This window comes from Curtobacterium sp. Leaf154 (genome assembly GCF_001424595.1).
Classification (GTDB): Bacteria; Actinomycetota; Actinomycetes; order Actinomycetales; family Microbacteriaceae; genus Curtobacterium; species Curtobacterium poinsettiae.
This window is the reverse complement of the sequence record NZ_LMOS01000009.1, coordinates 103,820-125,419: the sequence shown is the minus strand read 5'-3', so window position 1 is coordinate 125,419 and position 21,600 is coordinate 103,820. Positions and strand designations below refer to the sequence as shown.

Sequence of the window (21,600 nt, the reverse complement as noted above, 5' to 3'; positions counted from 1 at the left end):
CCAGGAAGTCATGAGGCTCATGGTCGGAGCGTATCGGCCACTAGCTCCTCTCGCTGGTGCGATCGCCAACCACCGTCGTTCGTCTCGCTTGCCGATCGCCCAGCGGACGAGCCCGCTGGTGTCCGTTCGACAAGAACCGCGCGGGCAATCCGTACCACTCAGGGTCGTTTCGGTGTCTATTGGGTCATGACGCCGCGCATCCCGAAGCTGCCGCCAACAACCACTGTGAACCGCCACGAGCTCCACATCGACTACGTGCCGAGCAACACGGCGCACCGCACCTGGACCATCACCGAGCACTTCAGCTCCGTCACCGTCGGCCACCCTGCTGCTTTCTCCAGCATCCTCCGTCTGAGGCCGGGTAACGTGCGGGCGATGACAGCGGCACGATCCCGTCGTCGGCGCATGCGACGCCGGCAACGGCCACCGCGCGGAACCCGGCGGATGACCTGGTGGGAATGGTCAGGCCTCGGCACGCTGGTCGCTGTCACCCTCGGCCTGACCGTCGCGGCACTCATCCTCCGCTGACCCAGACGCCCCCCCAACCGCGTCTCGATAGCCGATCGTCCACCGGACGGCTCGAGCGGCGAGGCAGGTGTACAACGAGTGCATGGATAAGCGCTCGCTTCCGACAAGCACATGGCTACAGCTCGTCGGTGGGATCGGTCTTATCGTGCTCGGTCTGGTCGCAATTCTGAGTCACCATCTGATGTGGTTGGGTGTGGCCGCGATCGTGGTTGGGGTTGGATCGGTCATAGTGGCGTCACGCACGATGGTGTCGGTTGCCCGTCGTCCGTAGTTCCAGGTTCACACCAAGCCGCGGTTCCGCTGCTCGGGCGGCCCTTATCCATGCACGTCGGTAGGGACCCGTTGGTGGTTCCCCGAGGGAAACGATGGTGCCAACTGACGCTTGCCCCGATAGGGGATCCGATGATGCAGGAAGAGTGGGCGCTGCCGCACTCGCGGGGCGTTCGATCATCACGGAGGAGCGGTCGGCGTGGAAAATTCTTTCCAAGACGACGCCGTGGCCGGCTGCGAGACAGTGTCGGCTCCGATCAGGGGAATGCGGTGATGGCGGCCACGCGGAGGAAGTCGAGCTTCTCGGCGTTCGGCCCCGTGCTCGTCGTGCTGTAGAGCACGATCTTGACGTCGGTGTCCGGTATAACCACGACATCGCAGTCGAGGACTACGTCGCCGACGACGCGGTTGTGAACGGTCTTGGTGAGCGTGGTGTGTGCGGCTGCCTGTGCGTCGCCCCACAGTCGGTCGAAGCGGGGGCTACGGGCCCGGAGATCCGTCACGAAGGTGTGGAGAGCGACGTCCTGGTCGAGCAGCCCCACCGACCGACGCAGGTCGGCGACGAGTGCGCGTTCGAAGCGGTCAGAGCCGCCATGCGCGGTCGCGATCTCCGCGATCGAGTTGTCGATGAACGTCTGGACCAGGAGGTTCTGGTCTGGGTCCGCGAGCACGGACGGGGTGTGGAACAGGCGCTGCCACAGCGACGTCGAGTACAGCAACGACCAGTCCGCGGCGAAGACGGCGACCGGGAACGCGGACAGCCGCGAGACGATGCGCTGCACGCCTGGTGGGACGTGACGAGTAACCGTGCCCGCCGATGGGGGAGCGATCCCGGCGGCGCGGTGCAGCAGGTCGTTCTCGCTGCGGCTCAACTGGAGCGCACGGGCCAGGGCTGCCACGACCTGCGCCGACGGGGTGCGGAACCGTCCTTGCTCCAGCCGGGTGACGTAGTCGACGCTCACGCCGGCGAGCTGGGCCACCTCCTCACGCCGTAGGCCCGGCGTGCGTCGCCGTCCGTACGGCTCGAGGCCGACATCCTCAGGTGTCAGGCGCTCCCGCCAAGCACGCAGCAGCTCGCCGAGATCAGTGCTCAGAGGGTGTTCGTTCACCGACACATTCTCCGGTGGAACGGGCACGCCAGGGTGGCAGCGGTCTTCCCTGGCTGCGCGCCCCGCCAACACTGACGCTGGTTCCTCCACGACGAAAGGAAGCAGCCCATGACCGCAACACCCAACGGATACGTCACCGTCATCTGGCAGACCCGCGCGAAGCCGGGCAAGGAGACCGCGCTGCGGGACTTCATCACCGCAGCCGTCACCCCGTCCCGGAACGACCCGGGGAACATCGACTACGAAGCACACCAGGTAGAAGGCGACCAAGCCGCGTTCGTCATCTACGAGCGGTGGCAAAGCCGACAGCACCTCGACGACCACCTCAGTGCGCCGCGGATGCAGAGACTCGTCCCGCAGATGCTGGAGCTCATCGACGGCTCGATCGAGGACGGCATCACCCTGCTCCAGCCGTTCCGTCCGAGCAACTGACCCGTACCGCGCGTGACCATCACCCTGATCACCGGCGCCAACACAGGCATCGGCTTCGAGACAGCCCGACAACTAACCGCAGCAGGACACAACGTGTGGATCGGCGCGAGGAACCTCGATCGCGGCCGTACCGCCGCTGAGGCGCTCGGCACACACGTGGTCCAGCTCGACGTCACCGACGATCGTTCCGTCGCTGCCGCGGTCGCGCACCTCGAAGAACACGCTGGGCGGCTCGACGTCCTCGTGAACAACGCGGGCATCCTCGGCGAGGTCGTCCCGCCCGAGGAGATGACCGTCGAGCAGATCCGCACGGTCTACGAGACGAACGTGTTCGGCGTGGTCCGGGTCACCCGCGCATTCCTCCCGCTGCTCCGACGCGGCACCGATCCGTCGGTGGTCAACGTCACCAGCGGACTCGGGTCCTTCACGCTCACCGGCGACCCCGACCGCGTCGAGTCGCAGTACCCGCTCGCCGCCTACGGATCGTCGAAGACGGCCGTCACCATGTTGACGATGCAGTACGCCAGGACAACTCCAGGCATCCGATTCAACGCCGTCGACCCGGGGCAGACCGCCACTGACTTCACCGGCGGGCTCGGCGGCACCATCGAGGACGGTGCCGCCGCGGCCGTTCGCATCGCAACGCTCGGAGCAGCCGCTCCAACCGGCACCGCGACCGACAAGGACGGCACCTTGCCCTGGTGAGGAGTGCGAAGTGCTGCTCTGTCAACTACGCCCCAGCCATAGAACCTCGACTCACAAATCAGGTGGCATCGCGCTTCCCTGACCCGTCCGCCCGATCCATCAACCCTCGAACAGAGAGATAGACCACCGATGACGACCACCTCCACTCCTACGACCATCATCATCGCGGGTCGAGTGTTCTTGCCGCCCGAGCAGGTCCGGGACTACCTTGCCGATGCTCAAGCCCTCTACCCGATCGGCGAGGCAAACCCCGGGGCCCGTCTCATCTCCTTCGGCCTCGACGACGAAGCAGCTGGGGTCGTGACCATCCTCGAACACTTCGAGTCCCAGGAGGCCCAGGACCGGCACTTCTCCCACCCCGACGTCGTTGCCTTCCTCACGAAGTGGAGCCCACTCATGCGTAACGAGGTGCTCAAGTTCGACGCTTCGAACGAACGCAACCCCACCGAGGTCTAGCCCTGTCACCACGTCGGTAGATTCCGGACACAGCTCGCACTAGGAGGGGCCATGACCCGCAACGCGGAGCAGGGCCCCTCCTAGTGGTTCCACCTGGCGTGGCTTCGAGGTTGAACCAAAGCATCCCGCGCGACGGACACCCGACGACGAGTGCGTTGCCGCGTTGTACCAGGTACGCGAGCGGCGTGCATTGCAAGACAACAAGCGCGACCTCGTGTCCGCTGGCCGATCCTCTACCGGGCAGCGCTGCTCGCTTGGATCACCAGGATGGCCCTTCGTGGCAAGCTTGCGGCCAGGTTGAGGAGGGATCGCGATGGATGAAGCTGTCTTGTACGACCTTTGCAGTCGCGCTCGACTCGTTCAGGTCCGGCTCCTCTCGACCGAAGCAGGGCTCCTGGGCCTCACCGACTTCATCGGTCGCGCTGCTCGATGCTCGGAGAACTACTCGCACGCGCGTCTGCTGCAGCTGATCCAGGCTGCGCCGCGGCCAGTCGGCTTCCGATACGGCTTCCGTCGGCTGGAAACCGTCAGTGTGAGTCGGACCGTACCCCCGGACACTTTCACCGACGACGAACGTCGTGAGTACGAGGCTGCGCAGAGCGCGCTCCTCTCGAGCGTCGGACGCGACGCTGGGGAACCAGCCCCCGGAGTGGTAGGAGTCGCACGGAACGTACTCGAGCAGTTCATCCTCCGCTGGTTCTGAGGGAGACATTTGGTCGGACGCCATCTCGTTTGACGATCGGCTATCGGGACTGGTTTAGCCTCGTCCGATGGTGGATCTCGATGCTCGTCTCGTCGCGTTGTACGACGAAGACAACCCTGACGGTGCCGACAGTGACTTCTACCGAACGCTCGGCATGTCGATGGCCGCGCGATCCGTAATCGACCTTGGGTGCGGAACCGGCTCACTCACCGTGAGCATGGCCGACGCCGGGATGTCTGCAGTCGGGGTCGATCCCTCACCGACGATGCTCGACTACGCCAAGCGCCGGCCCGGCGCTGACGGCGTGACGTGGGTACTGGGTGATAGTCGCGACCTCCCGAACGTCGGCGCCGACTACGCCGTGATGACCGGCAACGTCGCGCAGCACATACCCGATGGGGACTGGCAGCGGACGCTCGCCGATCTTCACCGTGCACTCCGCCCCGGCGGGACCCTCGCGTTCGAGAGTCGGAATCCCGCCGCCGAAGCGTGGCGCGCTTGGTCCGCGCCGGAGCACACCATCCGCGAGACCACGAGCGGTTCTTTGGAAGAGTGGTCGGAAGCTCGGGAGATCTCGCCCGGAGTCGTCCGCCTGGTCGCTCACAACACCTTCACCGACACAGGCGAACAGCTCTCATACACAGAGGACCTGTTCTTTCGCGAGTCGAGCGAGCTCGAGCATCAGCTCGAGCACGCAGGCTTCCGAGCCGAGGCGGTGTACGGCGACTGGCGGTGCGGTGCGTTGAGCGACTCGTCCCAAGTCTTGGTCCTGGTTGCCACTGCCCGGTAGCCGATCGGCTAACGGACGGAGCTGGCAGGGGTGCCGTCTTCCCACATCAGTGCTGTTGCCTGCTCCTCGTGGATGAGCAGGTCGCGGATCAGGGACGCGTTCTCGACGGGGCAGGACAGGGCGATGAGGTTCTCCGAGATCGCGTCGACGAGACACCCGCGCTGGGCGTAGCGTCCTGCGATCGACCGCCACGCCGCGGCGAGGTCCGGATCTTCGCCGAGCCAGAGTCGGAAGGTGGCCTGGTTGCCGTGCTCGCTGACGCTCGTTGCCACGAGCGATCCTTCCGCGGATCTGACGGTGGCTACTGTGTCGTCGTAGTTCACGCCGTACACCCATGCGGGTACTGCACGAACCTGCACCAGGTCCGGCCCGATCGTCTTTGCGTTCAACGCTTCCCAGAACACGTCACCAGAGTCGGAGGGAAGCGCGAACCAGACTTCAGTGTCCGCGTCGGACGCCGATTGCGTCGGCACAAGCGAAGATCCCGCCCATTCGGCCGTCCGACTGGGGTGCTGCCGGTACTCGCTCATGGCGGCAATCTATCCTCGCCATGCACCCGACCGCACTCGGTTTCGGTCGACGACACCGCCCGACCTCGAGCCCGGTTGACGATCCTCATCCGGGGCACTACTCGACTTTCACGGACGGCTTCAACGGCGTACCCGTAGAGTCCGCGCATGGAAGCCTCGTTCGCGATCTTCATCAACGGCTCCTACGGCGCCGGCAAGACAACGGTCCTCGACCACGTCGGCAACCTGCTGTCCGCTGAGGAGCGCCCCTTCAGTTTGATTGACGTCGACTGGTTCCATCGGTCCTCTCCCGTTAGCGTCCTCGACCCGCAGAACCAGGTCATCGAGGCGAGGAACATCGCTGCCGTGTGGGCGAACTACAAGACCGCCGGACCGCGCCAACTCATCATGAGCGGCGTGATCGCAGATGAAGCCGACAAGCATCGATACTCAGAAGCAGTCGCGTTGCCGCTTCGATCAGTCCGCCTGACCGCGCAGCGATCAACTGCCGAGGCGCGTCTACGGGCACGCTACGACTCCTCTCGGCAGACCGAGCTCCGCTGGCACCTCGACCGCTGGGAACACCTGACCGAACGTCTCACCGCAGCTGACTTGGACGAAGTCACGATCGCGACCGACAGGTTGAACCCGGTGTCAGTAGCTCGCCTCATCGCGCAGCACTTCAAGCTCCTCGACGCGTCCCAATAGCGGGTGGTTCACCGCTACACCCCAATTGTCACCTTCGACGCCTTCCGCTGCCTACTGCCGCCTGACCAGGGGTATTGCCGTATACCTGTCCCGCAAAAATGCCCGGTGAAGGGGCGCCAAACGCTACACGCCTCCCCGGATGACGAAGGCCAGGGAACGCGCGCCGGCATCCTTCTCGCCACCGGCATTGCCCTGACGTTCGTGAACGCCCCCGACGACGACCTCGAGCGCGAGGACCGGAATTTCGTAGCCGAGATCACCGTGCGTCCGCACGGCGGCTGAGCCTCGCCCGTGACTCGGCCGTGTACCGACCGGAGGCGCGGTGCCAGCCGGCACCGCGCCTCCCGTCCGGGGTGGGGCCGCGTCAGCTCGCGGTGTCCTCGAGCGCGTCGAGCGCGGCCACGTCCTCGGCGGCGAGCACGAAGTCGACGTCGGCGTTCTCGGCGATGCGCGACGGGGTCGTGGACTTCGGCAGCGGCAGGACGTCCTTCTCGAGCAGGTAGCGGATCGCGACCTGGGCGACGGTCTTGTCGTACTTCGCCGCGATCTCGGCGATCTGCTCGTTCTCGAGCAGGCCACCGGTGGCGAGTGGGGAGTAGCCCTCGGTCAGGATGTCGTGCTCGCGGTCGAAGGCGGTCGTCTCGTCCTGGGTGTTGCCGATGAACCAGCGGATCTGGTTGGCGTGCGGGACGACGTCCGTGCGGCCGAGCAGGTCCTCGAGGTCGGCGACGGCGAAGTTCGAGACACCGATGCTCTTGGTGCGGCCGGCGTCGTAGAGCTCCTCGAAGACCTTCCAGACCTCGACGTTGCCGTCGCGGTGGTCGGAGCCCATGTCGCTCCAGGGCCACGGCGCGTGGATCAGGTACAGGTCGACGTGTCCGAGGTCGAGGTTGTTGCTCGACTCCTCGAAGGCGTCGCGGGCACCCGAGGCCGTCTTGATCTCGGCCGGCAGCTTCGTGGTGATGAAGAGTTCGTCGCGGGGGATGCCGCTGTCGCGGACGGCCTCGCCGACGCTCGCCTCGTTGCCGTACGCCAGGGCGGTGTCGATGTGGCGGTAGCCGAGCTCGAGGGCGGTCTTCGTGGCGTCGTACGCGTCGGTGCCGGACGGGATCTGCCACGTGCCGAAGCCGATCTTCGGGATGTGCAGACCGTTGGACAGGGTGAACGTGTCGATGAGTGCGGGCATGCAGCGGACAGTACGCCGGTCGGGTTCGGCCACGGTCACGGTGCGGAACGCGGGTGTCCTCGGGCTTGCGCGCACTCGGGGAGGAAGTGCCGGTACTCCTCCTTGCGGGCAGCGGTGCTCACTGCGCCGTCGAAGTCGGTCTCCGGAACAACCCCGACCGCGACGTCCCCGTGGCCAATCCCATCGCAGACGGCGACGATGACGCCGTCCGCTCCGTCGGCCTGAGACAGTGTCGCTGGGCGATGGAGCACCTGTGGAGACAGGTCGTACCAGACGAACGCGTCACCGTCCGGGACGAGGGCACCGGCTTCGGTGACCGTCATCCCGACCGTGACGTCCGCGTGGGCCGGGTGACCTGCTGTGGAACATCCCGCCAGCAGCAAGGCGGCGACGGCAATGCTGGTCACTCTGATGCTCAGGCGCAGGGCGAACATCGGTCAGCGGTACCGGATGATGTCGCACGTCACGCGTGCACTGCCCGGGTTGAAGGCGTACAACCAGCCGGAACGACCGGTGACGTAGTCCTTCCCAGCGCCGGTCATGTGCTTCTCGATCTTGTACTTGTAGCGGTTCCCGACCGGGTAGGCGACGAGCATCCTTCCCTTGGGGACACGCTGCCTGCTGCAGGTCACCGAGACGCTCTGTGTGCGGGAAGCGCTGAAGTTGAGCTTGCCCGCGGCCCACTTCCTCGTCGCACCGAACTCCAGACCGATCGTTCGTGTTGCTGCGCGGCCCTTCGTGAGGCCGCAGTTCATCGAGGACGTGCGGGACCCGCAGGATGCGAGGATCTGCGAACCGGTGTGGTGGGACTTCTTCGACTTGTTGACCACCTTGTTGTAGTACCCCCACGCGGCTCGAGGCTCGCGCGGTTGCGTCGCTTCGGCTGCGGTGCCGCTGGCGAGCAACAGAGAGATGGTGGCGGCAGCTACGAGGGCGCTCTTGACGGAAGTCTTCATGAACGTCGAGCCTGGCGGAGAACCAATGAAATATGTAGAACATCAAACTTCGATGCGAAGTCGTTACCTGGCCTCCGACGCCAGCAAGGGCGTTCCGGGTTGCATGGCGCGCACCTCGAACGGACGGAAGGACGCCCGCATGCCCCTGAGCCCCACCGTGCACGACCGGAAGACCGGTGTCACCCCACACGGAGAGCCCGGCGGCTTCGAGCTCGCCCTGCTCGACCGCGGTGCCGCCGTGCTGCAGACCTCGGCACCGCTGCGGGGCTTCGACGTCTACGTGGTCGGGTTCCACTGCGTGAAGGGCGAGCCCGACGTGCAGATGGAGGCGCACCACTTCTGCAAGGTGGTGAACGCCGAGATGCTGCAGTGCGTGCTCTTCGACGCGGACGACGGGCGCTCCTGACGGCAGCCGACGCTTGAATAGGCATACCTTTCAAGCCCCCGGCAGGTCGGTTGCGGACCACACGACGGACGGGAGGCCCGTGGCAGTGTCGCCACGGGCCTCCCGTCCGGTGTGTGCTGCGGTTCAGCGCGCGGTGCGCGTGCCGATCCGCGGCAGGACGAAACCGAGCACGATCATCGCGACGGCGAGGAAGGCGTGCAGCACGTTGTCTGCGCTGTTCAGCGGCACGAAGTTCGCGCCACCGGCCATGCCCGCGGTGAAGAGCCCGTAGACGAAGAGCACCGCGTAGACGATGCCGCCGGCGACGAGGTACAGGCGCGCTGAGGCTGCACGGCGGGCGGCGAGCAGCCCGACGATGCCGAAGAGCAGGTGCACGATGTTGTGCAGGACGGACACCTGGAACAGGCCCAGGAGCAGGGCCATGGAGCCGTGGCCGGCCACGGACATCGAGCCCATGTCCATGGTGAGTCCGGGGATGAACCCGGCGATGCCGACGATCAGGAAGACGACACCGAAGACGAACGCGCCCCGCTGGGTCCACGTCGAGCCGGAGCCGGTGCGTGCGGTTGCTGCGCTGCTGGTCATGATCAGCCCTCTTTTCTGTACGCGCCGCAGTGTGCGGCACACATGACATTCGGAGCGCTTCTACGGTCGGTTTGCAGGTCAGGGGTGCGAAAGGCTGCGATGGCCGATTCACGCACCGGCAGCGCCCGCGATCTGCCCTCGATCCTCTCGGGAAGTGCCCGGTGCGCGTGCAGGAAGGCCCGCCAAGATGAAGTCGGCCAAGTGGCCAAGTCGTTCGACCCGAGGAGTCACCATGGAGACCGTCGTCCGAGCAGCAGGACCCGCCGAACTCGAGGCGGCCGCAGCCGTCCTGGCCGAGGCCTTCGCCGACGACCCGGTGCTCGCCGAGTTCCGGCCGCCCCGATCCGGCGAGGACCGTCCCGCCGTGCTGGCCCGCCTCTTCGCGGCCCTCATCCGCTCGGTGCCGACGACCGGTCGTCGGGTGGACGTCGCCACGATCGGTGACCGCGTGGTCGGCGCCGCGTTCTGGCAGGCGCCCGGTCGGCACACCGGCGGCTTCGGCGCCTTCGTTCGACAGGTGCCGGCGTTCCTCCGGACGCTCGGGATCCGCGGTGCGCTCCGCGCCGTGACGCACCTGCGCCGCATGGAGCGCGCCCGCCCGATGACCCCGCACTGGTACCTCACCGAGATCGGGGTGTCGGCCGCCGCGCGGGGTCGTGGCGTCGGTGGCCTGCTGCTCGGGCACGCACTCGAACGCGCCGACCGGTCGTCCCGGGGCGCCTACCTGGAGTCGTCCACCCCGGTGAACCGCCGGCTGTACCGACGGCACGGGTTCGCGGACGGCGCGCCGATCGCGGGGTTCCGCGCGGCGACCCCGATCAGCATGTGGCGTCCGGCAGCGGGCTGACCCGGCGCCGGGGGACACCGACCCTGTACCGGCGTGCACGCGCGCTGCCTACCGTCCACGGCACACCACGACGAGAGGAAACACCATGGCAAGTGGAGTCGCAGCAGTCTGGGTCCCGGTCAGCGACATGGAGCGCGCCGTCGCGTTCTACCGCGACACGCTCGGTCTCACCGTCAAGGACCAGTCCGACGACTGGAGCGAGATCGACGCCGGTGGTCTGATGATCGGCCTGAACGGACGCGAGTCCACCAGCCAGGCGAGCGACGGCGGCGCCGTCGTGTCGTTCCAGCCGGACGGCAGCATCGAGGACGAGGTCGCCTCGCTCAAGGAGCGCGGCGCGGACATCCAGGGCGAGATCAGCGAGCACCCGTGGGGCAAGATCATCCCCTTCAAGGACAGCGAAGGCAACGACCTGCAGCTCTACTCGCCGCCGCAGGGCTGACCCAGCCGGGTGCGGAACGCACCCGCGGACGGACGGGAGGCCCGTGGCGACGCCGCCACGGGCCTCCCGTCCGCTTCGTGGCCGACTACGCGGACCCGCGCCAGACGACCTCCGTCGGCAACAGCAGACCGCGTGGGCCGTCGTCGGTGCCGCCGATCTGCTCGAGGACCTGGTGTGCCGCCTGCTCGCCGAGCAGGCGCGCCGGCTGCCGCACCGTCGACAGCTGCGGGTCGCACCGCAGCGCCCAGGCGCTGTCGTCGAACCCGACCACACCGACGTCCGACGGCACGCTCCGGCCGCTGCGCTGCAGGACGTCCATGGCACCGGCGGCGACGGCGTCCGACGCGGCGAACACCCCGTCGATGTCCGGGGCCCGCTCGAGCAGCTCGCGCATGCCCTCGGCGCCGGCGGTGTAGCTGAACAGGGGGTTCCGGGCGACGAGGTCGGGGTCGAAGCGCTCGCCGAGTGCCGCGGTGAACCCCGCCAGGCGGTCCTGGCCGGAGTCGCGGTCGAGCCCGGAGGCGAGCATCCCGATCCGTCGTCGGCCGGTGTCGACCAGCCGTCGGGTGATCTGCTCGGCGGCGTCGCGGTTGTCGATGCCGATGTACGAGATGTTCGCGGCGTCGGACGGGTGCCCGACGAAGCACGCGGGCATGCCGATCTCCTCGATCGCCCCGGTGATCGGGTCGCCGTCGCGGGCGGACAGCACGATGGCGCCGTCGACGAAGCCGCCGCGCAGGTACTCGACCACCCGCTCGCTGTCGCGGGCGGAGTCGACCATGATCGTGACGAGCTGCTGGTCGGCGTCGGACAGCACGGCGTTCGTGCCGATCAGGATGTTGCCGATGTTGGGGTCGTCGAGCACCACGACCGAGGGTTCGTGCACGATGAGCGCGATCGCCCCGGAACGCCGGGTGACCAGGCTGCGGGCGGCGGCACTGCGCACGTAGCCGACACGTCGGACGGCGTCCTGCACGGCCTCGCGCGCCTTCGGTGACACGTACGGCTCGTCGTTGAGCACCCGTGAGACGGTGCCGCGGGACATCCCCGCTTCGTCCGCGACGTCCTGGATCGTGGCGCGCTGACGAGCGGATCGGACCTCGGACATGGGGCAACCATATCCGCCGCTGAGGAGCCCTCGGAACGCCTCGCAGTTGACAGGGTGCAGCCGCTGGTGTTTGATCTGGGAGCGCTCCCAGAAACCTCCGGCCCCGATCCCCGGTGCGGCCTGGGAGCGCTCCCAGAACACTGGGTGGCCTTCGCCGTCGAAGGGGTCGCACGCGGCCGAGGCGGCGGGTCGCCCCGATCAGCGAGGATCCCCGTGACGACCACCACCCTGCCGACGACCGCCACCGGCGCGCTCGGCCTCGGCTCGACGGGCCTCGCGTTCGGGTGCGACTACAACCCCGAGCAGTGGGACCCCGAGGTGTGGGTCGAGGACGTCCGGCTCATGCGCGAGGCCGGCGTGAACCTCGTCGCGATCAACGTCTTCGGCTGGTCGCACGTCGAACCCCGGCAGGGTGAGTACGACTTCGCCGCGCTCGACACCGTCATCGAACTGCTGCACGGCGCGGGCATCGGGGTCGACCTGGGCACCGGCACCGCCTCGACGCCACCGTGGCTCACCACCCGCCACCCCGAGGTCCTGCCCGTCGTCGCCGACGGCACGACCCGCTGGCCCGGTGGCCGCCAGGCGTTCTGCCCGAGCTCCCCGGTCTACCGCGAGCACGCCCTCGCCCTGGTCCGCGCCACCGCCGAGCGCTACGGCGACCACCCCGCCGTGCGGCTCTGGCACGTGTCGAACGAGCTCGGCTGCCACAACGCGCACTGCTACTGCGACGTCTCCGCCCAGGCGTTCCGCGGCTGGCTGCAGGCCCGGTACGGCACGGTCGACGCGCTGAACGCCGCCTGGGGCACCTCGTTCTGGAGCCAGCGCTACTCGGCGTGGGAGCAGGTGCTGCCGCCCCGCGCGACGCTGTCGTTCACGAACCCGGCACAGACCATCGACTTCGACCGGTTCTCGTCCGACGAGCTCCTCGGCCACCACCGCGCCGAGGCCGCCGTCCTGCGCGAGCTGAGCGACAAGCCCGTCACGACGAACTTCATGGTCGCCGCGCACATCACGGCGCTCGACTACTGGTCGTGGGCCGGCGACATGGACGTCATCGCGAACGACCACTACCTGGACCACCGCCTGCCCCGGCCGCACGTCGAGCTCGCCTTCGCCGCCGACACCACCCGTGGCCTGGCCGGCGGCGCCCCGTGGCTGCTCATGGAGCACTCGACCGGTGCCGTGAACTGGCAGCCGCACAACGTCGCCAAGGCCCCGGGGGAGATGCTCCGGAACACCGCGGCGCACATCGCCCGCGGTGCCGACGGGGTCTGCTTCTTCCAGTGGCGCGCGTCCGTGCAGGGCAGCGAGAAGTTCCACTCGGCGCTGCTGCCGCACGCCGGCACCGAGTCGACGACGTGGCACGACGTGGTCGCGCTCGGCGCCCTGGCCGAGCGGCTCGGCGAACTGCGGGGGTCGCGCGTGGTCGCCGACGTGGCGCTCGTCTTCAGCTGGGAGAACCAGTGGGCGGCCGACCTGGAGGCCCACCCCAGCACCGCGCTCCGCTACCTGGAGCAGGTCCACGCGTTCCACGCCGCGCTGTGGGACCTCGGCGTGACCGTCGACGTCGTCGCCCCCGGAGCACCCCTCGACGGGTACGCGCTCGTCGTCGTCCCCGAGCTCTACCTGGTGCGCGACGAGCACGCGGCCGTCATCGCCGACCACGTCGCCGCTGGCGGGCACGCCGCCGTCAGCTGCTTCAGCGGCATCGTCGACGAGCGCGACCGGGTCCGCACCGGCGGCTACCCGGGCGCCTTCCGCGACCTGCTTGGCGTGCGGGTGGACGAGTTCCTCCCGCTCGCCGCCGACGCCACGATCGCGCTGTCCGACGGCACGACCGGCAGTGTCTGGTCCGAGCCGGTCGAGCTGCGCGGCGCGACGAGCGTCGTCGACTACGCCGAGGGCTCCCTCGCCGGGCGCCCCGCCGTGACCCGCAACGAGCACGGCGCCGGCACCGCCTGGTACACGTCCACGGTCCTCGACGCCGCAGCGCTGGGCGGGTTCGTCCACCGCGTGCTCGACGAGGCCGGGGTGCACGCCGACCCCGCCGTCCGCCCCGGGCTCGAGGTCGTCCGTCGCCGCGGCGACACCCACGAGTGGGTCTTCCTGCTGAACCACTCCGACCGCACCGTCGAGCACCACGAGGCCGGCCACGAACTCGTCGCCGACCGCCCCGTCACCGGCACCACCGCCATCGCCCCCGGCGGGACCCAGATCATCCGCACCGACAGGAACCGCTCATGACCACCACCGCACAGTCGCCCAGCGCGACCCGACGACGCCGGGGCGGCGGGTTCCGCTACCGCCGCGCGATCGCGATCTTCGTCCTGCCGTTCGCCGTCCTGTTCACGGCGTTCTACCTGGTCCCCATCCTCTACGCCGTGTGGGAGTCGCTGCAGAAGATCGAGCGGCAGGGCACGTTCGGCGCCCCGACGCAGGTCTTCGGCGGCCTGAGCCAGTACGCCCTGGTGTTCCAGGACGGCGAGTTCTGGAGCTCGGTGCTCCGCGTGCTGCTGTTCGGTGTCGTGCAGGTGCCGGTGATGCTCGGGCTCGCGCTCCTGTTCGCCCTGCTGCTCGACTCCCCGCTGCTGCGCGGCAAGCGGTTCTTCCGCCTGGCGTTCTTCGCGCCGTACGCGGTGCCCGGCGTCATCGCCGCGATCATGTGGGGCTACCTCTACGCCCCCGACCTGTCGCCGTTCTCCGCGGTGACCTCGCGGGTCGACCTGCTCGGCGGCAGCACCGTGCTGTGGGCGGTCGCCAACGTCGTGACCTGGGTCTACGTCGGCTACAACATGCTCATCATCTACTCGTCGCTCCTCGCGATCCCCGCCGAGGTGTACGAGGCGGCGAAGCTCGACGGTGCGTCCCAGCTCCGGATCGCCCTGTCGATCAAGATCCCGCTCGTGGTGCCGGCCATCGTGCTCACCGCGGTGTTCTCCGTCATCGGCACCCTGCAGCTGCTGACCGAGCCGACCGTCTTCCGGCAGTTCACCTCGACCATCTCGTCGACGTTCACGCCGAACATGCTCGTCTACTCGACGTCCTCGGTGCCGAACTTCAACCTCGCCGCGGCGTTCTCGGTCGTCCTCGCCGTCGCCACGTTCGTCCTGTCGATCGGGTTCCTCCGACTGACCCAGCGGAAGGCCGCCCAGTGACCGTCAACGCCCCGTCCCCAGGTGACCTCGTCCGCGACGTCGGCCGACCGCTCGAGCCGAACCGGGCCTCCCGTCCGCGCCAGCGCGGAGCGCGCGGTCCCCGTGAGAGCGTCATCTCGCGCAGCGCCGCGATGATCGTGATGGGGGTCTTCACCCTCTACTTCCTGCTGCCGATCTTCTGGCTGCTGGTCTCGTCCACCAAGACCGCCGCGAACTTCAACTCGACGTTCTCGCTGTGGTTCAGCGCCACCTCGGTGCAGGACTTCTTCGGCAACCTCGTCGAGCTGTTCACGCGGCAGGACGGCATCTACCTGCGCTGGCTGCTGAACAGCATCGCCTACGCCGGGGTCGCCGGGCTGCTCGGCACCGTGCTCTCCGCGATGTGCGGGTACGCCCTGGCGAAGTACCGGTTCCGTGGCCGCGAGGTCCTGTTCAACGTGTTCCTCGGCGGCGTGCTCGTGCCGGCGACCGCCCTGGCCCTGCCGCTGTTCCTCATCTTCAGCCAGGTCGACCTGACCGACACGTTCTGGTCGGTGTTCCTGCCGAGCATCGTCAGCCCGTTCGGCGTCTACCTGTCACGGTTGTTCGCGGCGTCGAGCGTGCCCGACGAGATCATCGAGGCCGCCCGCATCGACGGTTCCGGCGAGGTCCGCACGTTCTTCACCGTGGCCGTGCGGCTCATGTCGCCCGCGCTCGTGACGATCTTCCTGTTCCAGTTCGTCGCCGTCTGGAACAACTTCTTCCTGCCGCTCGTGATGCTCCGCGACTCGTCGCTGTTCCCCGTCACCCTCGGTCTCTACACGTGGAACTCGAGCGTGAACCAGTACCCGGACCTGCGCACCCTCGTGCTCATCGGGTCGTTCGTCTCGATCATCCCGCTGCTCGTCGCCTTCCTGAGCCTGCAGCGCTTCTGGCGCTCCGGCCTGGGCTCCGGCGGCCTGAAGTAGCCCCCCCGACCCGCACCCCTTCCCGCACCAGCTCTCCCCACACCACATCCGAACGGAAACAGCATGAAGACAACGAAGTTCCTCAGCGTCGCCGCGATCGCCGTGGCCGCCACCGTGGCCCTCGCCGGCTGCAGCACCGGCGGCAGCAGCAACGGCGGCGGGTCCGGCACCGCGGCCGCCAGCTGCAAGCCCTCGGGCGGCAAGGTCACCCTCGACTTCACGACCTGGGTGCCGAACATGGACAAGGTCGTCGCGATCTGGAACAAGGCCAACCCGGACATCCAGGTCAAGGTCTCGATCGTCGCGAACGGCAACAGCGGCACCTACCAGAACTTCTTCAACCAGCTGAAGGCCAAGCAGGCGCCGGACATCGGGCAGGTCGAGTACGACACCCTGCCGGCGTTCCGCGTGCAGGGCGGCCTGGAGGACATCGGCGCGTGCTCCGGCATCAGCGACGCGAAGAAGGACTTCTCCGACGGCCTGTGGAACCAGGTCACCTTCGGCGAGGGGAAGTCGGTCTACGCCGTGCCGCAGGACTCCGGTCCGATGGCGCTGTACTACCGCAAGGACCTGTTCGAGAAGGCCGGCCTCGACGCCCCGAAGACGTGGGAGGAGTACGCCGAGGACGCCGTGAAGATCAAGAAGCTCGGCGGCAACATCACCAACTTCGCCAAGGGTGACGTCAACCAGTTCGCCGGGCTCGTCTCGCAGGCCGGTGGCCAGTGGTTCGAGAACTCGGGCCAGGACTGGAAGGTCAACCTGGACGACGCCGCGTCGAAGAAGGTCGCCGACTACTGGCAGGACCTGATCGACAAGAAGCTCGTGAACACCCTGCCGAGCTTCACCGACCAGTGGAACAACGCCTACGACAGCGGCAAGGACTGGACCTGGGTCTCCGCGGTCTGGGGTGCGAACACCATCTCGAGCGGTGCCCCGTCGACCTCGGGCAAGTGGGCCGTCGCCCCGATGCCGCAGTGGAAGTCCGGCGAGACCAAGTCGGCCGCCTGGGGCGGTTCGTCGAACGTCGTCTTCGCGGGCAGCAAGCACCCGGCCGAGGCGTCGAAGTTCCTGGTCTGGCTGAACACCTCGACCGAGGCGCTCTCCGCGCTGAACAAGGAGGCCAACCTGTACCCGGCCTCGACCACCGGTGCCGAGCTGCCGGCCCTGACCCAGGGGCTCGACTTCTACGGTGGCCAGAAGATCTACGAGGAGTTCGCCACCGCTGCGAAGGACATCCAGCCCTTCACCTGGGGTCCGACGATGACGCAGACCTACTCGGACGTCTCCGACGGCTTCGGGCAGGCCGCGTCCGGCTCGGGCACGCTGAGCGAGGCGCTCGAGTCCGGGCAGTCCAAGACCATCGCGGCACTCAAGGCGCAGTCGATCCCGGTCAAGGGCTGACGCACGGCGGCTGACGTCGCGCGGTCCACGCGCTGACAGCGGACAGGAGGCCCGTGGCGGGATCGCCACGGGCCTCCTGTTGCGTCTCGGGGTCGTGTTCCGGACCCCGTCGCTTGTTCGCTCGTCCGCTTGTTCGCTCGTCGCTACGCGACCGCGATCTCGTTGGGCACGCCCGGCAGCTCGTCGCTCGAGGCGATCACCTTGCCGGTGGTCAGGTCGACCGCGTGGATCCTCTGCTCGGCGGGTTCGGTGACGTAGGCGACGTCACCGGCGACCTTCAGGGCGGGGTGGGCGTCCTGCCACTCGGCCGGGCCGTCCCACGCGTCGATCACCGGGTACGACTCGAGCGGCTCGCCGGTCGTCTCGTCGAAGGTGTGCAGGGCACCGTCGTCGCCGAGCACGACGGCCTCGTCGCCGGGGCCGCGGGCCAGGTCGCGGAAGGTGAAGCCGACGCCGTCGGGCATGTCCGCGACGGTGTACTTCCCCGAGGCCGCGTCGATCAGGGCGATCTGGTCGAGCAGGTAGCCCTCGCTGTCGGGGTCGTCGTTGTAGTCGCCGACGGCGACGGACGAGTCCTCGGTGGTGAACAGGTTGCCGGTGCGGCCGTACTCGGTCGGGGCGTCGATCTTCTCGAACGTGCCGTCGTCGTAGACCAGGGCGCCGTCGGTGCAGCCGAACACCGCGACCTCACCCTTGACGGCACCCTCACCGTGCACGTCGGGGCACTGCTCGGACCGGGCGATCTCCTCGCCGTCGGCATCCAGGGCGCGCACGCCGGAGCGGCTCTCCTCGGTGCCGATGGTGGTCAGGAGCGTGCCGTCCTCGAGCTCGATCGCGACGCCGTGGTGGGCGGCCTCGGACTTCGTCGTCTCGACCTCGGGCAGGTCGGCGCCGTCGAGCTCGGTGTGGTCGAACGTCGTCACGTCCCCGGTGCCGTCGGCGAACAGGGCGGTGCGGTCGCCGTGGACGACCGCGTGGCCGCCGGTGTCGGCGGGGAACACCGCGTCGGTCAGGGCCGGCTCGGCCTGGGTGTCGAGGACCCGGAAGCCCTCGGGCACGGTGACGAGCACGTGGCGTCCGTCACCGGCCGGGTTGACCCGGGTGAAGCCGTCGATCGGGTCGTCGGCCACCACCTGCAGGTCCTGGTCGAGGACGAGCAGTCCGCCGTCGTAGGTCAGGGTGATGCGGGTCCCGTCGGCCTTCGGGGTGTCCGTGGTGTCGGACCCGGCGTCGGTGTCCGTGGCGCACCCGGTCAGGGCCAGGGCGGCCGCACCGAGCAGGGCGGCGGGCCACACGGCCCGGAGCGTCTTCGTGTTCGTCATGTCGCTCACTGTATTGATTCTCATTCTCATTTACCAGTCGACAGGCCGTCGACGATGGCCTCGGTGTTCGAGCGCATCATGCCGAGGTAGGTGGAGGCGTCGCCGTCCTCGGTGAGGGACTCCGTCGCGAGCGGGCGGATCTCGACGTGCAGGTCGACCTCGTCCGCGAGCACCTCGGCCAGCCGTGCGGGTTGCGAGGCGTCGGCGAAGATCGTCCGGACCCCCGCCTCGTCGATGGCGTCGGCCAGGTCGCGCAGGTCGGCGGCGCTCGGGGAGGCCAGGGTGGTCCCGCTCGGGATCACCGCCCCGACGACCCGGAAGCCGTAGTGGTCGGCCAGGTACCCGAACACGTGGTGGTTCGTGACGAGCGCCCGGCGTTCCTCGGGCACGGTGCGGAACGCGGCCGTCATCGTGTCGTCCAGGTCGCGGAGCTCGTCCAGGTAGGCGTCCGTGCCGGCCGGTTCGATCCCGGCGTCGCGCAGGTCCTGGTCGAGGGCCTCGACGACGTCGACCATCCGGGCCGGGTCGGTCCAGAAGTGCGGGTCGGGGCCGCTGTCGTCCTCGGTGGTCCACTCGAGCGGGTCGAACGCGTCCCCGGCGGTGGAGACCGGCACGCCGTCCTCGGCCGCCGCCCTGACGTGCCGGGCGACCCCCTCTTCGAGCCCGAGCCCGTTCTCGACCACGAGGTCGGCGCTCCGGAGCCGTGCGGCCTGCTGCGCGGAGACCTCGAACGAGTGCGGGTCGGCGCCCGGCGGCATGAGGACCATGACGTCGGCCCGGTCCCCGACCACTTCGCTGACGACGTCGCCGAGGATGTTCGTCGTCACCGCGACGAGGGGGCGGTCGGAGCCGGTGGTGGTGCACCCCGTGGCGACGAGGGCGAGCGCTGCGGCGACGAGGCCCGCGGTCAGGGCCCTGGTGCGCGTCACAGTCCGGCCTCGGCGAAGGCGACTGGGGCGACGGGGAGCTCGATCGTGCGGGCGACCCGGGCCCCGTCTGCGAAGTCGATCTCGTGCACGGTGCCGTCCGCGGGGTCGGCCAGGTAGGCGCGCTGGGCATCGAGCTGCAGCAGCGGGGCGGCGTCGTCGGGGCTGGCGTCGACCAGTGCCTTCGTCGTGGCGACCTTCCCCGTCGAGGCGGTCACGACCACCACCCGGCCGGAGTCGTCGACGCCGACCACGTGCTCGTCCTCGTCGTCCACCGCGACCACGGCGCGCAGGGGCCGATCGGTCGGCACGAGCCGCCAGGAGCCCTCGCGCACGTCGAGCAACCAGAACCCGGTGGTGCCGGCCAGCCCGGCGACGGTGGGCCGGCCGGCGCGTGCGGCGAAGGCCGTCGGACGTTCGGCACCGTCGGGCAGGTCGACGAACGAGGGCTCGCCGGCGTCGTCCACCACGACCGCTCCGTCGGCACAGCCCACGACGGCACCGGCGCGGGTGACGATCCCGCCGGCGGGGTCGGTGCAGGTCTGCGCTGCGCCGGCGGCGTCGGTCGCCTCGCCGTCCGGGTCGAGCACGCGGACCCGGTCGCCGTCGGCCGCCACGAGCTGCTCGCCCATCGGCAGGAGGACGCGCGCGTCGATCCGTGCGGTCTCGTCGACCTCGCCCTGGCCCAGCGCCTCGCGGTCGAGCACGACGGCCTCGGCCCGGTCTGGCCAGGTGATCGTCGTCATGGTCTCGGACGAGTGCACCGCGACCCGGCCGCCGCCGTCGATCGTGCCCACCACCCGAGGCTCGGCGGCGTAGTAGTGCGTGTGGTCGCCGTGGTCGACGGTCCAGGACCCGCCGTCGACGATCGTCGTGCGGTCGGCGTCGCTGGTCACGAGGAACCGGCCGTCGGTCGCCGAGTGCTCCGGTGCGTCCACGTCGTCGAGTTCGGTGGTCTCCTCGGTGAGCAGGTCATGCAGCGCGGTCGCGCCGGTCGCCGACACGGCCAGGAGGCGCACCTGGGGTTCCTGGGACTCACTCGCGCCCGCCACGTAGCCGTGGGGACGGACGGTGCCGGTCGAGCTGTCGGCCGACGGGGTGCCCGTGGAACAGGCGGTGACGGTGAGGGCCATGCCGGTGGCGAGGCCGATGGTGGACAGGATGCGCGCGGGGGCGCGGTTGGTGGTCGAGTGCTTCATGCTCCCTCTCGAGACGGTGCGGCGGATCGTGGTGCTGCCGGCGCGGCCGCGCGCGCCGGTGTCGGGATCGGGGTGCGCCGCAGGACGACGGCGGCCAGGGCGCGCGAGACCACGACGCCGCCGACGGCGACCGCGGCGATGCTCGCGCCGGCGGCGGTGCCGGCGTGCCAGGAGACGAGGAGCCCGACGAGCACGGCGGCCGCACCGATGCCGGCGCCGAGGAGCATCGTCGAGGCCACGTGCCGGGTCCACGCGCGGGCAGCGGCGGCGGGCGCGAGCAGCAGGCCCACGACGAGCAGGGTGCCGACCGCCCGGTACGAGGCGACGACCGCCAGGGTGACGAGCCCGATGAGCACGACCTCGGCCAGGCGCGGGTGCAGGCCGAGCGTCGTGGCCTTGCGGGTGTCGAACGCCAGCGCGGTGAACGGCCGGTGGAACGCCACGGCGACGGCCAGGGCGACGGCCGCGGCGATCGCGAGGCCGCCGACGTCCGCCCGGGTGACGGCGAGGACGTCCCCGAACAGGATCGCGGTGACGTCGGTGGCGAACGACCGCGACGACGACACGATGATCACCCCGAGCGCGAGCATCCCGACGAAGAGCAGGCCGATCGAGGTGTCGTACGACAGTCGGGCGCGACGACGCAGCGCTCCGACACCGAGCACCATGACGCCCGCGCTCACCGCGGCGCCGAGCACCGGCGGGACCCCGGTCAGGGTGGCGATCGCGACGCCGGGCAGCATGCCGTGCGAGAGCGCCTCGCCCAGGAACGCCATGCCGCGCACCAGCACCCACGTGCCGACGACGGCGCACAGGACCGCCGCCAGGGAGCCGCCGACCAGGGCGCGCACCATGAAGTCGACGGAGAACGGATCGGTCAGCCAGGTCACGGTCCGAGACGCTACAT

At 69.1% G+C, this 21,600-nt stretch carries 25 protein-coding genes; 14 read left to right on the top strand and 11 right to left on the bottom strand.

Annotation, left to right across the window (positions count from 1 at the left end; all coding sequences use genetic code 11):
- The first annotated feature begins 186 nt into the window (after positions 1 to 186).
- Positions 187 to 528 (top strand): hypothetical protein, encoded by a 342-nt coding sequence (locus tag ASF75_RS16990; RefSeq protein ID WP_156463928.1) that lies wholly within the window; start codon positions 187 to 189, stop codon positions 526 to 528.
- A 527-nt stretch (positions 529 to 1,055) separates the two neighbouring features.
- Here ASF75_RS16990 and ASF75_RS16985 read toward each other — a convergent pair.
- Entirely contained in the window at positions 1,056 to 1,907 is an 852-nt protein-coding gene (locus ASF75_RS16985; protein ID WP_205123973.1) for a helix-turn-helix transcriptional regulator, read from the bottom strand.
- A gap of 108 nt (positions 1,908 to 2,015) precedes the next feature.
- Between ASF75_RS16985 and ASF75_RS16980 the strand changes: the two genes are divergently transcribed.
- The 4 genes from ASF75_RS16980 (at position 2,016) to ASF75_RS16960 (ending at position 4,993) form a co-directional block, all read left to right on the top strand.
- Positions 2,016 to 2,339, top strand: coding sequence for a putative quinol monooxygenase (locus ASF75_RS16980; RefSeq protein WP_042540964.1), 324 nt, complete (start codon positions 2,016 to 2,018; stop codon positions 2,337 to 2,339).
- Positions 2,340 to 2,351: 12 nt separating this feature from the next.
- On the top strand, positions 2,352 to 3,044 hold the full coding sequence (locus ASF75_RS16975) for an SDR family NAD(P)-dependent oxidoreductase (RefSeq protein WP_042540966.1): 693 nt from the start codon (positions 2,352 to 2,354) through the stop codon (positions 3,042 to 3,044).
- Positions 3,045 to 3,173: 129 nt separating this feature from the next.
- The gene (locus ASF75_RS16970) at positions 3,174 to 3,500 is read left to right on the top strand and encodes a putative quinol monooxygenase (protein WP_056073324.1); all 327 of its coding nucleotides are present in this window, start codon (positions 3,174 to 3,176) and stop codon (positions 3,498 to 3,500) included.
- Positions 3,501 to 4,270: 770 nt separating this feature from the next.
- Positions 4,271 to 4,993, top strand: a complete 723-nt coding sequence (locus ASF75_RS16960) for a class I SAM-dependent methyltransferase (protein ID WP_056073321.1) — start codon at positions 4,271 to 4,273, stop codon at positions 4,991 to 4,993.
- 8 nt (positions 4,994 to 5,001) lie between these two features.
- On the opposite strand, the gene ASF75_RS17475 is transcribed toward ASF75_RS16960, so the two are convergent.
- Entirely contained in the window at positions 5,002 to 5,523 is a 522-nt protein-coding gene (locus ASF75_RS17475; protein ID WP_081612163.1) for a DUF4265 domain-containing protein, read from the bottom strand.
- Between the two features lie 147 nt (positions 5,524 to 5,670).
- Here ASF75_RS17475 and ASF75_RS16950 point away from each other — a divergent pair, with 147 nt between their 5' ends.
- Positions 5,671 to 6,210, top strand: a complete 540-nt coding sequence (locus ASF75_RS16950; RefSeq protein ID WP_056073318.1) for a hypothetical protein — start codon at positions 5,671 to 5,673, stop codon at positions 6,208 to 6,210.
- 105 nt (positions 6,211 to 6,315) lie between these two features.
- Complete coding sequence (locus ASF75_RS17825) at positions 6,316 to 6,492, top strand: hypothetical protein (RefSeq protein ID WP_156463927.1); 177 nt, start codon at positions 6,316 to 6,318, stop codon at positions 6,490 to 6,492.
- 82 nt (positions 6,493 to 6,574) lie between these two features.
- Here ASF75_RS17825 and ASF75_RS16945 read toward each other — a convergent pair whose 3' ends face one another.
- Genes ASF75_RS16945 through ASF75_RS17820 form a run of 3 tightly spaced genes read right to left on the bottom strand, consistent with a single transcriptional unit; the run spans position 6,575 to position 8,352 of the window.
- On the bottom strand, positions 6,575 to 7,396 hold the full coding sequence (locus ASF75_RS16945; protein WP_056073346.1) for an aldo/keto reductase: 822 nt from the start codon (positions 7,394 to 7,396) through the stop codon (positions 6,575 to 6,577).
- 35 nt (positions 7,397 to 7,431) lie between these two features.
- Entirely contained in the window at positions 7,432 to 7,830 is a 399-nt protein-coding gene (locus ASF75_RS16940; RefSeq protein ID WP_056073315.1) for a hypothetical protein, read from the bottom strand.
- 3 nt (positions 7,831 to 7,833) lie between these two features.
- A complete protein-coding gene (locus tag ASF75_RS17820; protein WP_071251735.1) occupies positions 7,834 to 8,352 on the bottom strand; it encodes a hypothetical protein in 519 nt (172 codons plus the stop codon).
- 139 nt (positions 8,353 to 8,491) lie between these two features.
- Between ASF75_RS17820 and ASF75_RS16930 the strand changes: the two genes are divergently transcribed.
- On the top strand, positions 8,492 to 8,758 hold the full coding sequence (locus ASF75_RS16930) for a DUF1264 domain-containing protein (protein ID WP_082509816.1): 267 nt from the start codon (positions 8,492 to 8,494) through the stop codon (positions 8,756 to 8,758).
- Positions 8,759 to 8,881: 123 nt separating this feature from the next.
- On the opposite strand, the gene ASF75_RS16925 is transcribed toward ASF75_RS16930, so the two are convergent.
- Positions 8,882 to 9,343 (bottom strand): DUF4383 domain-containing protein, encoded by a 462-nt coding sequence (locus ASF75_RS16925; RefSeq protein ID WP_017887611.1) that lies wholly within the window; start codon positions 9,341 to 9,343, stop codon positions 8,882 to 8,884.
- Positions 9,344 to 9,575: 232 nt separating this feature from the next.
- On the opposite strand from ASF75_RS16925, the gene ASF75_RS16920 reads away from it, so the two are divergent.
- Together ASF75_RS16920 and ASF75_RS16915 are read left to right on the top strand one after the other, a co-directional pair.
- Positions 9,576 to 10,190, top strand: coding sequence for a GNAT family N-acetyltransferase (locus ASF75_RS16920; RefSeq protein WP_042540974.1), 615 nt, complete (start codon positions 9,576 to 9,578; stop codon positions 10,188 to 10,190).
- 85 nt (positions 10,191 to 10,275) lie between these two features.
- Complete coding sequence (locus tag ASF75_RS16915; protein WP_056073308.1) at positions 10,276 to 10,632, top strand: VOC family protein; 357 nt, start codon at positions 10,276 to 10,278, stop codon at positions 10,630 to 10,632.
- 85 nt (positions 10,633 to 10,717) lie between these two features.
- Here ASF75_RS16915 and ASF75_RS16910 read toward each other — a convergent pair whose 3' ends face one another.
- A complete protein-coding gene (locus ASF75_RS16910) occupies positions 10,718 to 11,740 on the bottom strand; it encodes a LacI family DNA-binding transcriptional regulator (RefSeq protein ID WP_017887608.1) in 1,023 nt (340 codons plus the stop codon).
- A 213-nt stretch (positions 11,741 to 11,953) separates the two neighbouring features.
- Here ASF75_RS16910 and ASF75_RS16905 point away from each other — a divergent pair, with 213 nt between their 5' ends.
- From ASF75_RS16905 to ASF75_RS16890, 4 genes are all read left to right on the top strand, one after another.
- On the top strand, positions 11,954 to 13,987 hold the full coding sequence (locus ASF75_RS16905; RefSeq protein ID WP_082509811.1) for a beta-galactosidase: 2,034 nt from the start codon (positions 11,954 to 11,956) through the stop codon (positions 13,985 to 13,987).
- On the top strand, positions 13,984 to 14,898 hold the full coding sequence (locus ASF75_RS16900) for a carbohydrate ABC transporter permease (protein ID WP_017887606.1): 915 nt from the start codon (positions 13,984 to 13,986) through the stop codon (positions 14,896 to 14,898). Before ASF75_RS16905 ends, ASF75_RS16900 begins: the two co-directional genes overlap by 4 nt.
- A complete protein-coding gene (locus ASF75_RS16895; protein ID WP_235517738.1) occupies positions 14,895 to 15,845 on the top strand; it encodes a carbohydrate ABC transporter permease in 951 nt (316 codons plus the stop codon). Before ASF75_RS16900 ends, ASF75_RS16895 begins: the two co-directional genes overlap by 4 nt.
- 63 nt (positions 15,846 to 15,908) lie before the next feature.
- Entirely contained in the window at positions 15,909 to 17,246 is a 1,338-nt protein-coding gene (locus tag ASF75_RS16890) for an ABC transporter substrate-binding protein (RefSeq protein ID WP_017887604.1), read from the top strand.
- Between the two features lie 143 nt (positions 17,247 to 17,389).
- Here the strand turns inward: ASF75_RS16890 and ASF75_RS16885 are convergent, their stop codons facing one another.
- From ASF75_RS16885 to aztB, 4 genes are read right to left on the bottom strand one after another with little or no spacing between them, the layout of a single operon-like run.
- Positions 17,390 to 18,568 (bottom strand): hypothetical protein, encoded by a 1,179-nt coding sequence (locus ASF75_RS16885; RefSeq protein WP_056073305.1) that lies wholly within the window; start codon positions 18,566 to 18,568, stop codon positions 17,390 to 17,392.
- A 26-nt stretch (positions 18,569 to 18,594) separates the two neighbouring features.
- Entirely contained in the window at positions 18,595 to 19,497 is a 903-nt protein-coding gene (locus ASF75_RS16880) for a metal ABC transporter substrate-binding protein (RefSeq protein ID WP_231564130.1), read from the bottom strand.
- A complete protein-coding gene (locus ASF75_RS16875; RefSeq protein WP_056073302.1) occupies positions 19,494 to 20,693 on the bottom strand; it encodes a hypothetical protein in 1,200 nt (399 codons plus the stop codon). The genes ASF75_RS16880 and ASF75_RS16875 overlap by 4 nt, the downstream gene beginning before the upstream one ends.
- Complete coding sequence (aztB, locus tag ASF75_RS16870) at positions 20,690 to 21,583, bottom strand: zinc ABC transporter permease AztB (protein ID WP_056073299.1); 894 nt, start codon at positions 21,581 to 21,583, stop codon at positions 20,690 to 20,692. Before aztB ends, ASF75_RS16875 begins: the two co-directional genes overlap by 4 nt.
- Between the last annotated feature and the right edge of the window lie 17 nt (positions 21,584 to 21,600).

Bases quoted from the DNA above. Each gene is read 5' to 3' on its own strand.
- ASF75_RS16990 (WP_156463928.1), top strand. From the start codon at position 187: ATGACGCCGCGCATCCCGAAGCTGCCGCCAACAACCACTGTGAACCGC.
- ASF75_RS16970 (WP_056073324.1), top strand. From the start codon at position 3,174: ATGACGACCACCTCCACTCCTACGACCATCATCATCGCGGGTCGAGTG.
- ASF75_RS16980 (WP_042540964.1), top strand. From the start codon at position 2,016: ATGACCGCAACACCCAACGGATACGTCACCGTCATCTGGCAGACCCGC.
- ASF75_RS16945 (WP_056073346.1), bottom strand. From the start codon at position 7,396: ATGCCCGCACTCATCGACACGTTCACCCTGTCCAACGGTCTGCACATC.
- ASF75_RS16950 (WP_056073318.1), top strand. From the start codon at position 5,671: ATGGAAGCCTCGTTCGCGATCTTCATCAACGGCTCCTACGGCGCCGGC.
- ASF75_RS16920 (WP_042540974.1), top strand. From the start codon at position 9,576: ATGGAGACCGTCGTCCGAGCAGCAGGACCCGCCGAACTCGAGGCGGCC.
- ASF75_RS16930 (WP_082509816.1), top strand. From the start codon at position 8,492: ATGCCCCTGAGCCCCACCGTGCACGACCGGAAGACCGGTGTCACCCCA.
- ASF75_RS16960 (WP_056073321.1), top strand. From the start codon at position 4,271: ATGGTGGATCTCGATGCTCGTCTCGTCGCGTTGTACGACGAAGACAAC.
- ASF75_RS16910 (WP_017887608.1), bottom strand. From the start codon at position 11,740: ATGTCCGAGGTCCGATCCGCTCGTCAGCGCGCCACGATCCAGGACGTC.
- ASF75_RS16885 (WP_056073305.1), bottom strand. From the start codon at position 18,568: ATGACGAACACGAAGACGCTCCGGGCCGTGTGGCCCGCCGCCCTGCTC.
- ASF75_RS16915 (WP_056073308.1), top strand. From the start codon at position 10,276: ATGGCAAGTGGAGTCGCAGCAGTCTGGGTCCCGGTCAGCGACATGGAG.
- ASF75_RS16940 (WP_056073315.1), bottom strand. From the start codon at position 7,830: ATGTTCGCCCTGCGCCTGAGCATCAGAGTGACCAGCATTGCCGTCGCC.
- ASF75_RS17820 (WP_071251735.1), bottom strand. From the start codon at position 8,352: ATGAAGACTTCCGTCAAGAGCGCCCTCGTAGCTGCCGCCACCATCTCT.
- ASF75_RS17475 (WP_081612163.1), bottom strand. From the start codon at position 5,523: ATGAGCGAGTACCGGCAGCACCCCAGTCGGACGGCCGAATGGGCGGGA.
- ASF75_RS16890 (WP_017887604.1), top strand. From the start codon at position 15,909: ATGAAGACAACGAAGTTCCTCAGCGTCGCCGCGATCGCCGTGGCCGCC.
- ASF75_RS16875 (WP_056073302.1), bottom strand. From the start codon at position 20,693: ATGAAGCACTCGACCACCAACCGCGCCCCCGCGCGCATCCTGTCCACC.
- ASF75_RS16900 (WP_017887606.1), top strand. From the start codon at position 13,984: ATGACCACCACCGCACAGTCGCCCAGCGCGACCCGACGACGCCGGGGC.
- ASF75_RS16925 (WP_017887611.1), bottom strand. From the start codon at position 9,343: ATGACCAGCAGCGCAGCAACCGCACGCACCGGCTCCGGCTCGACGTGG.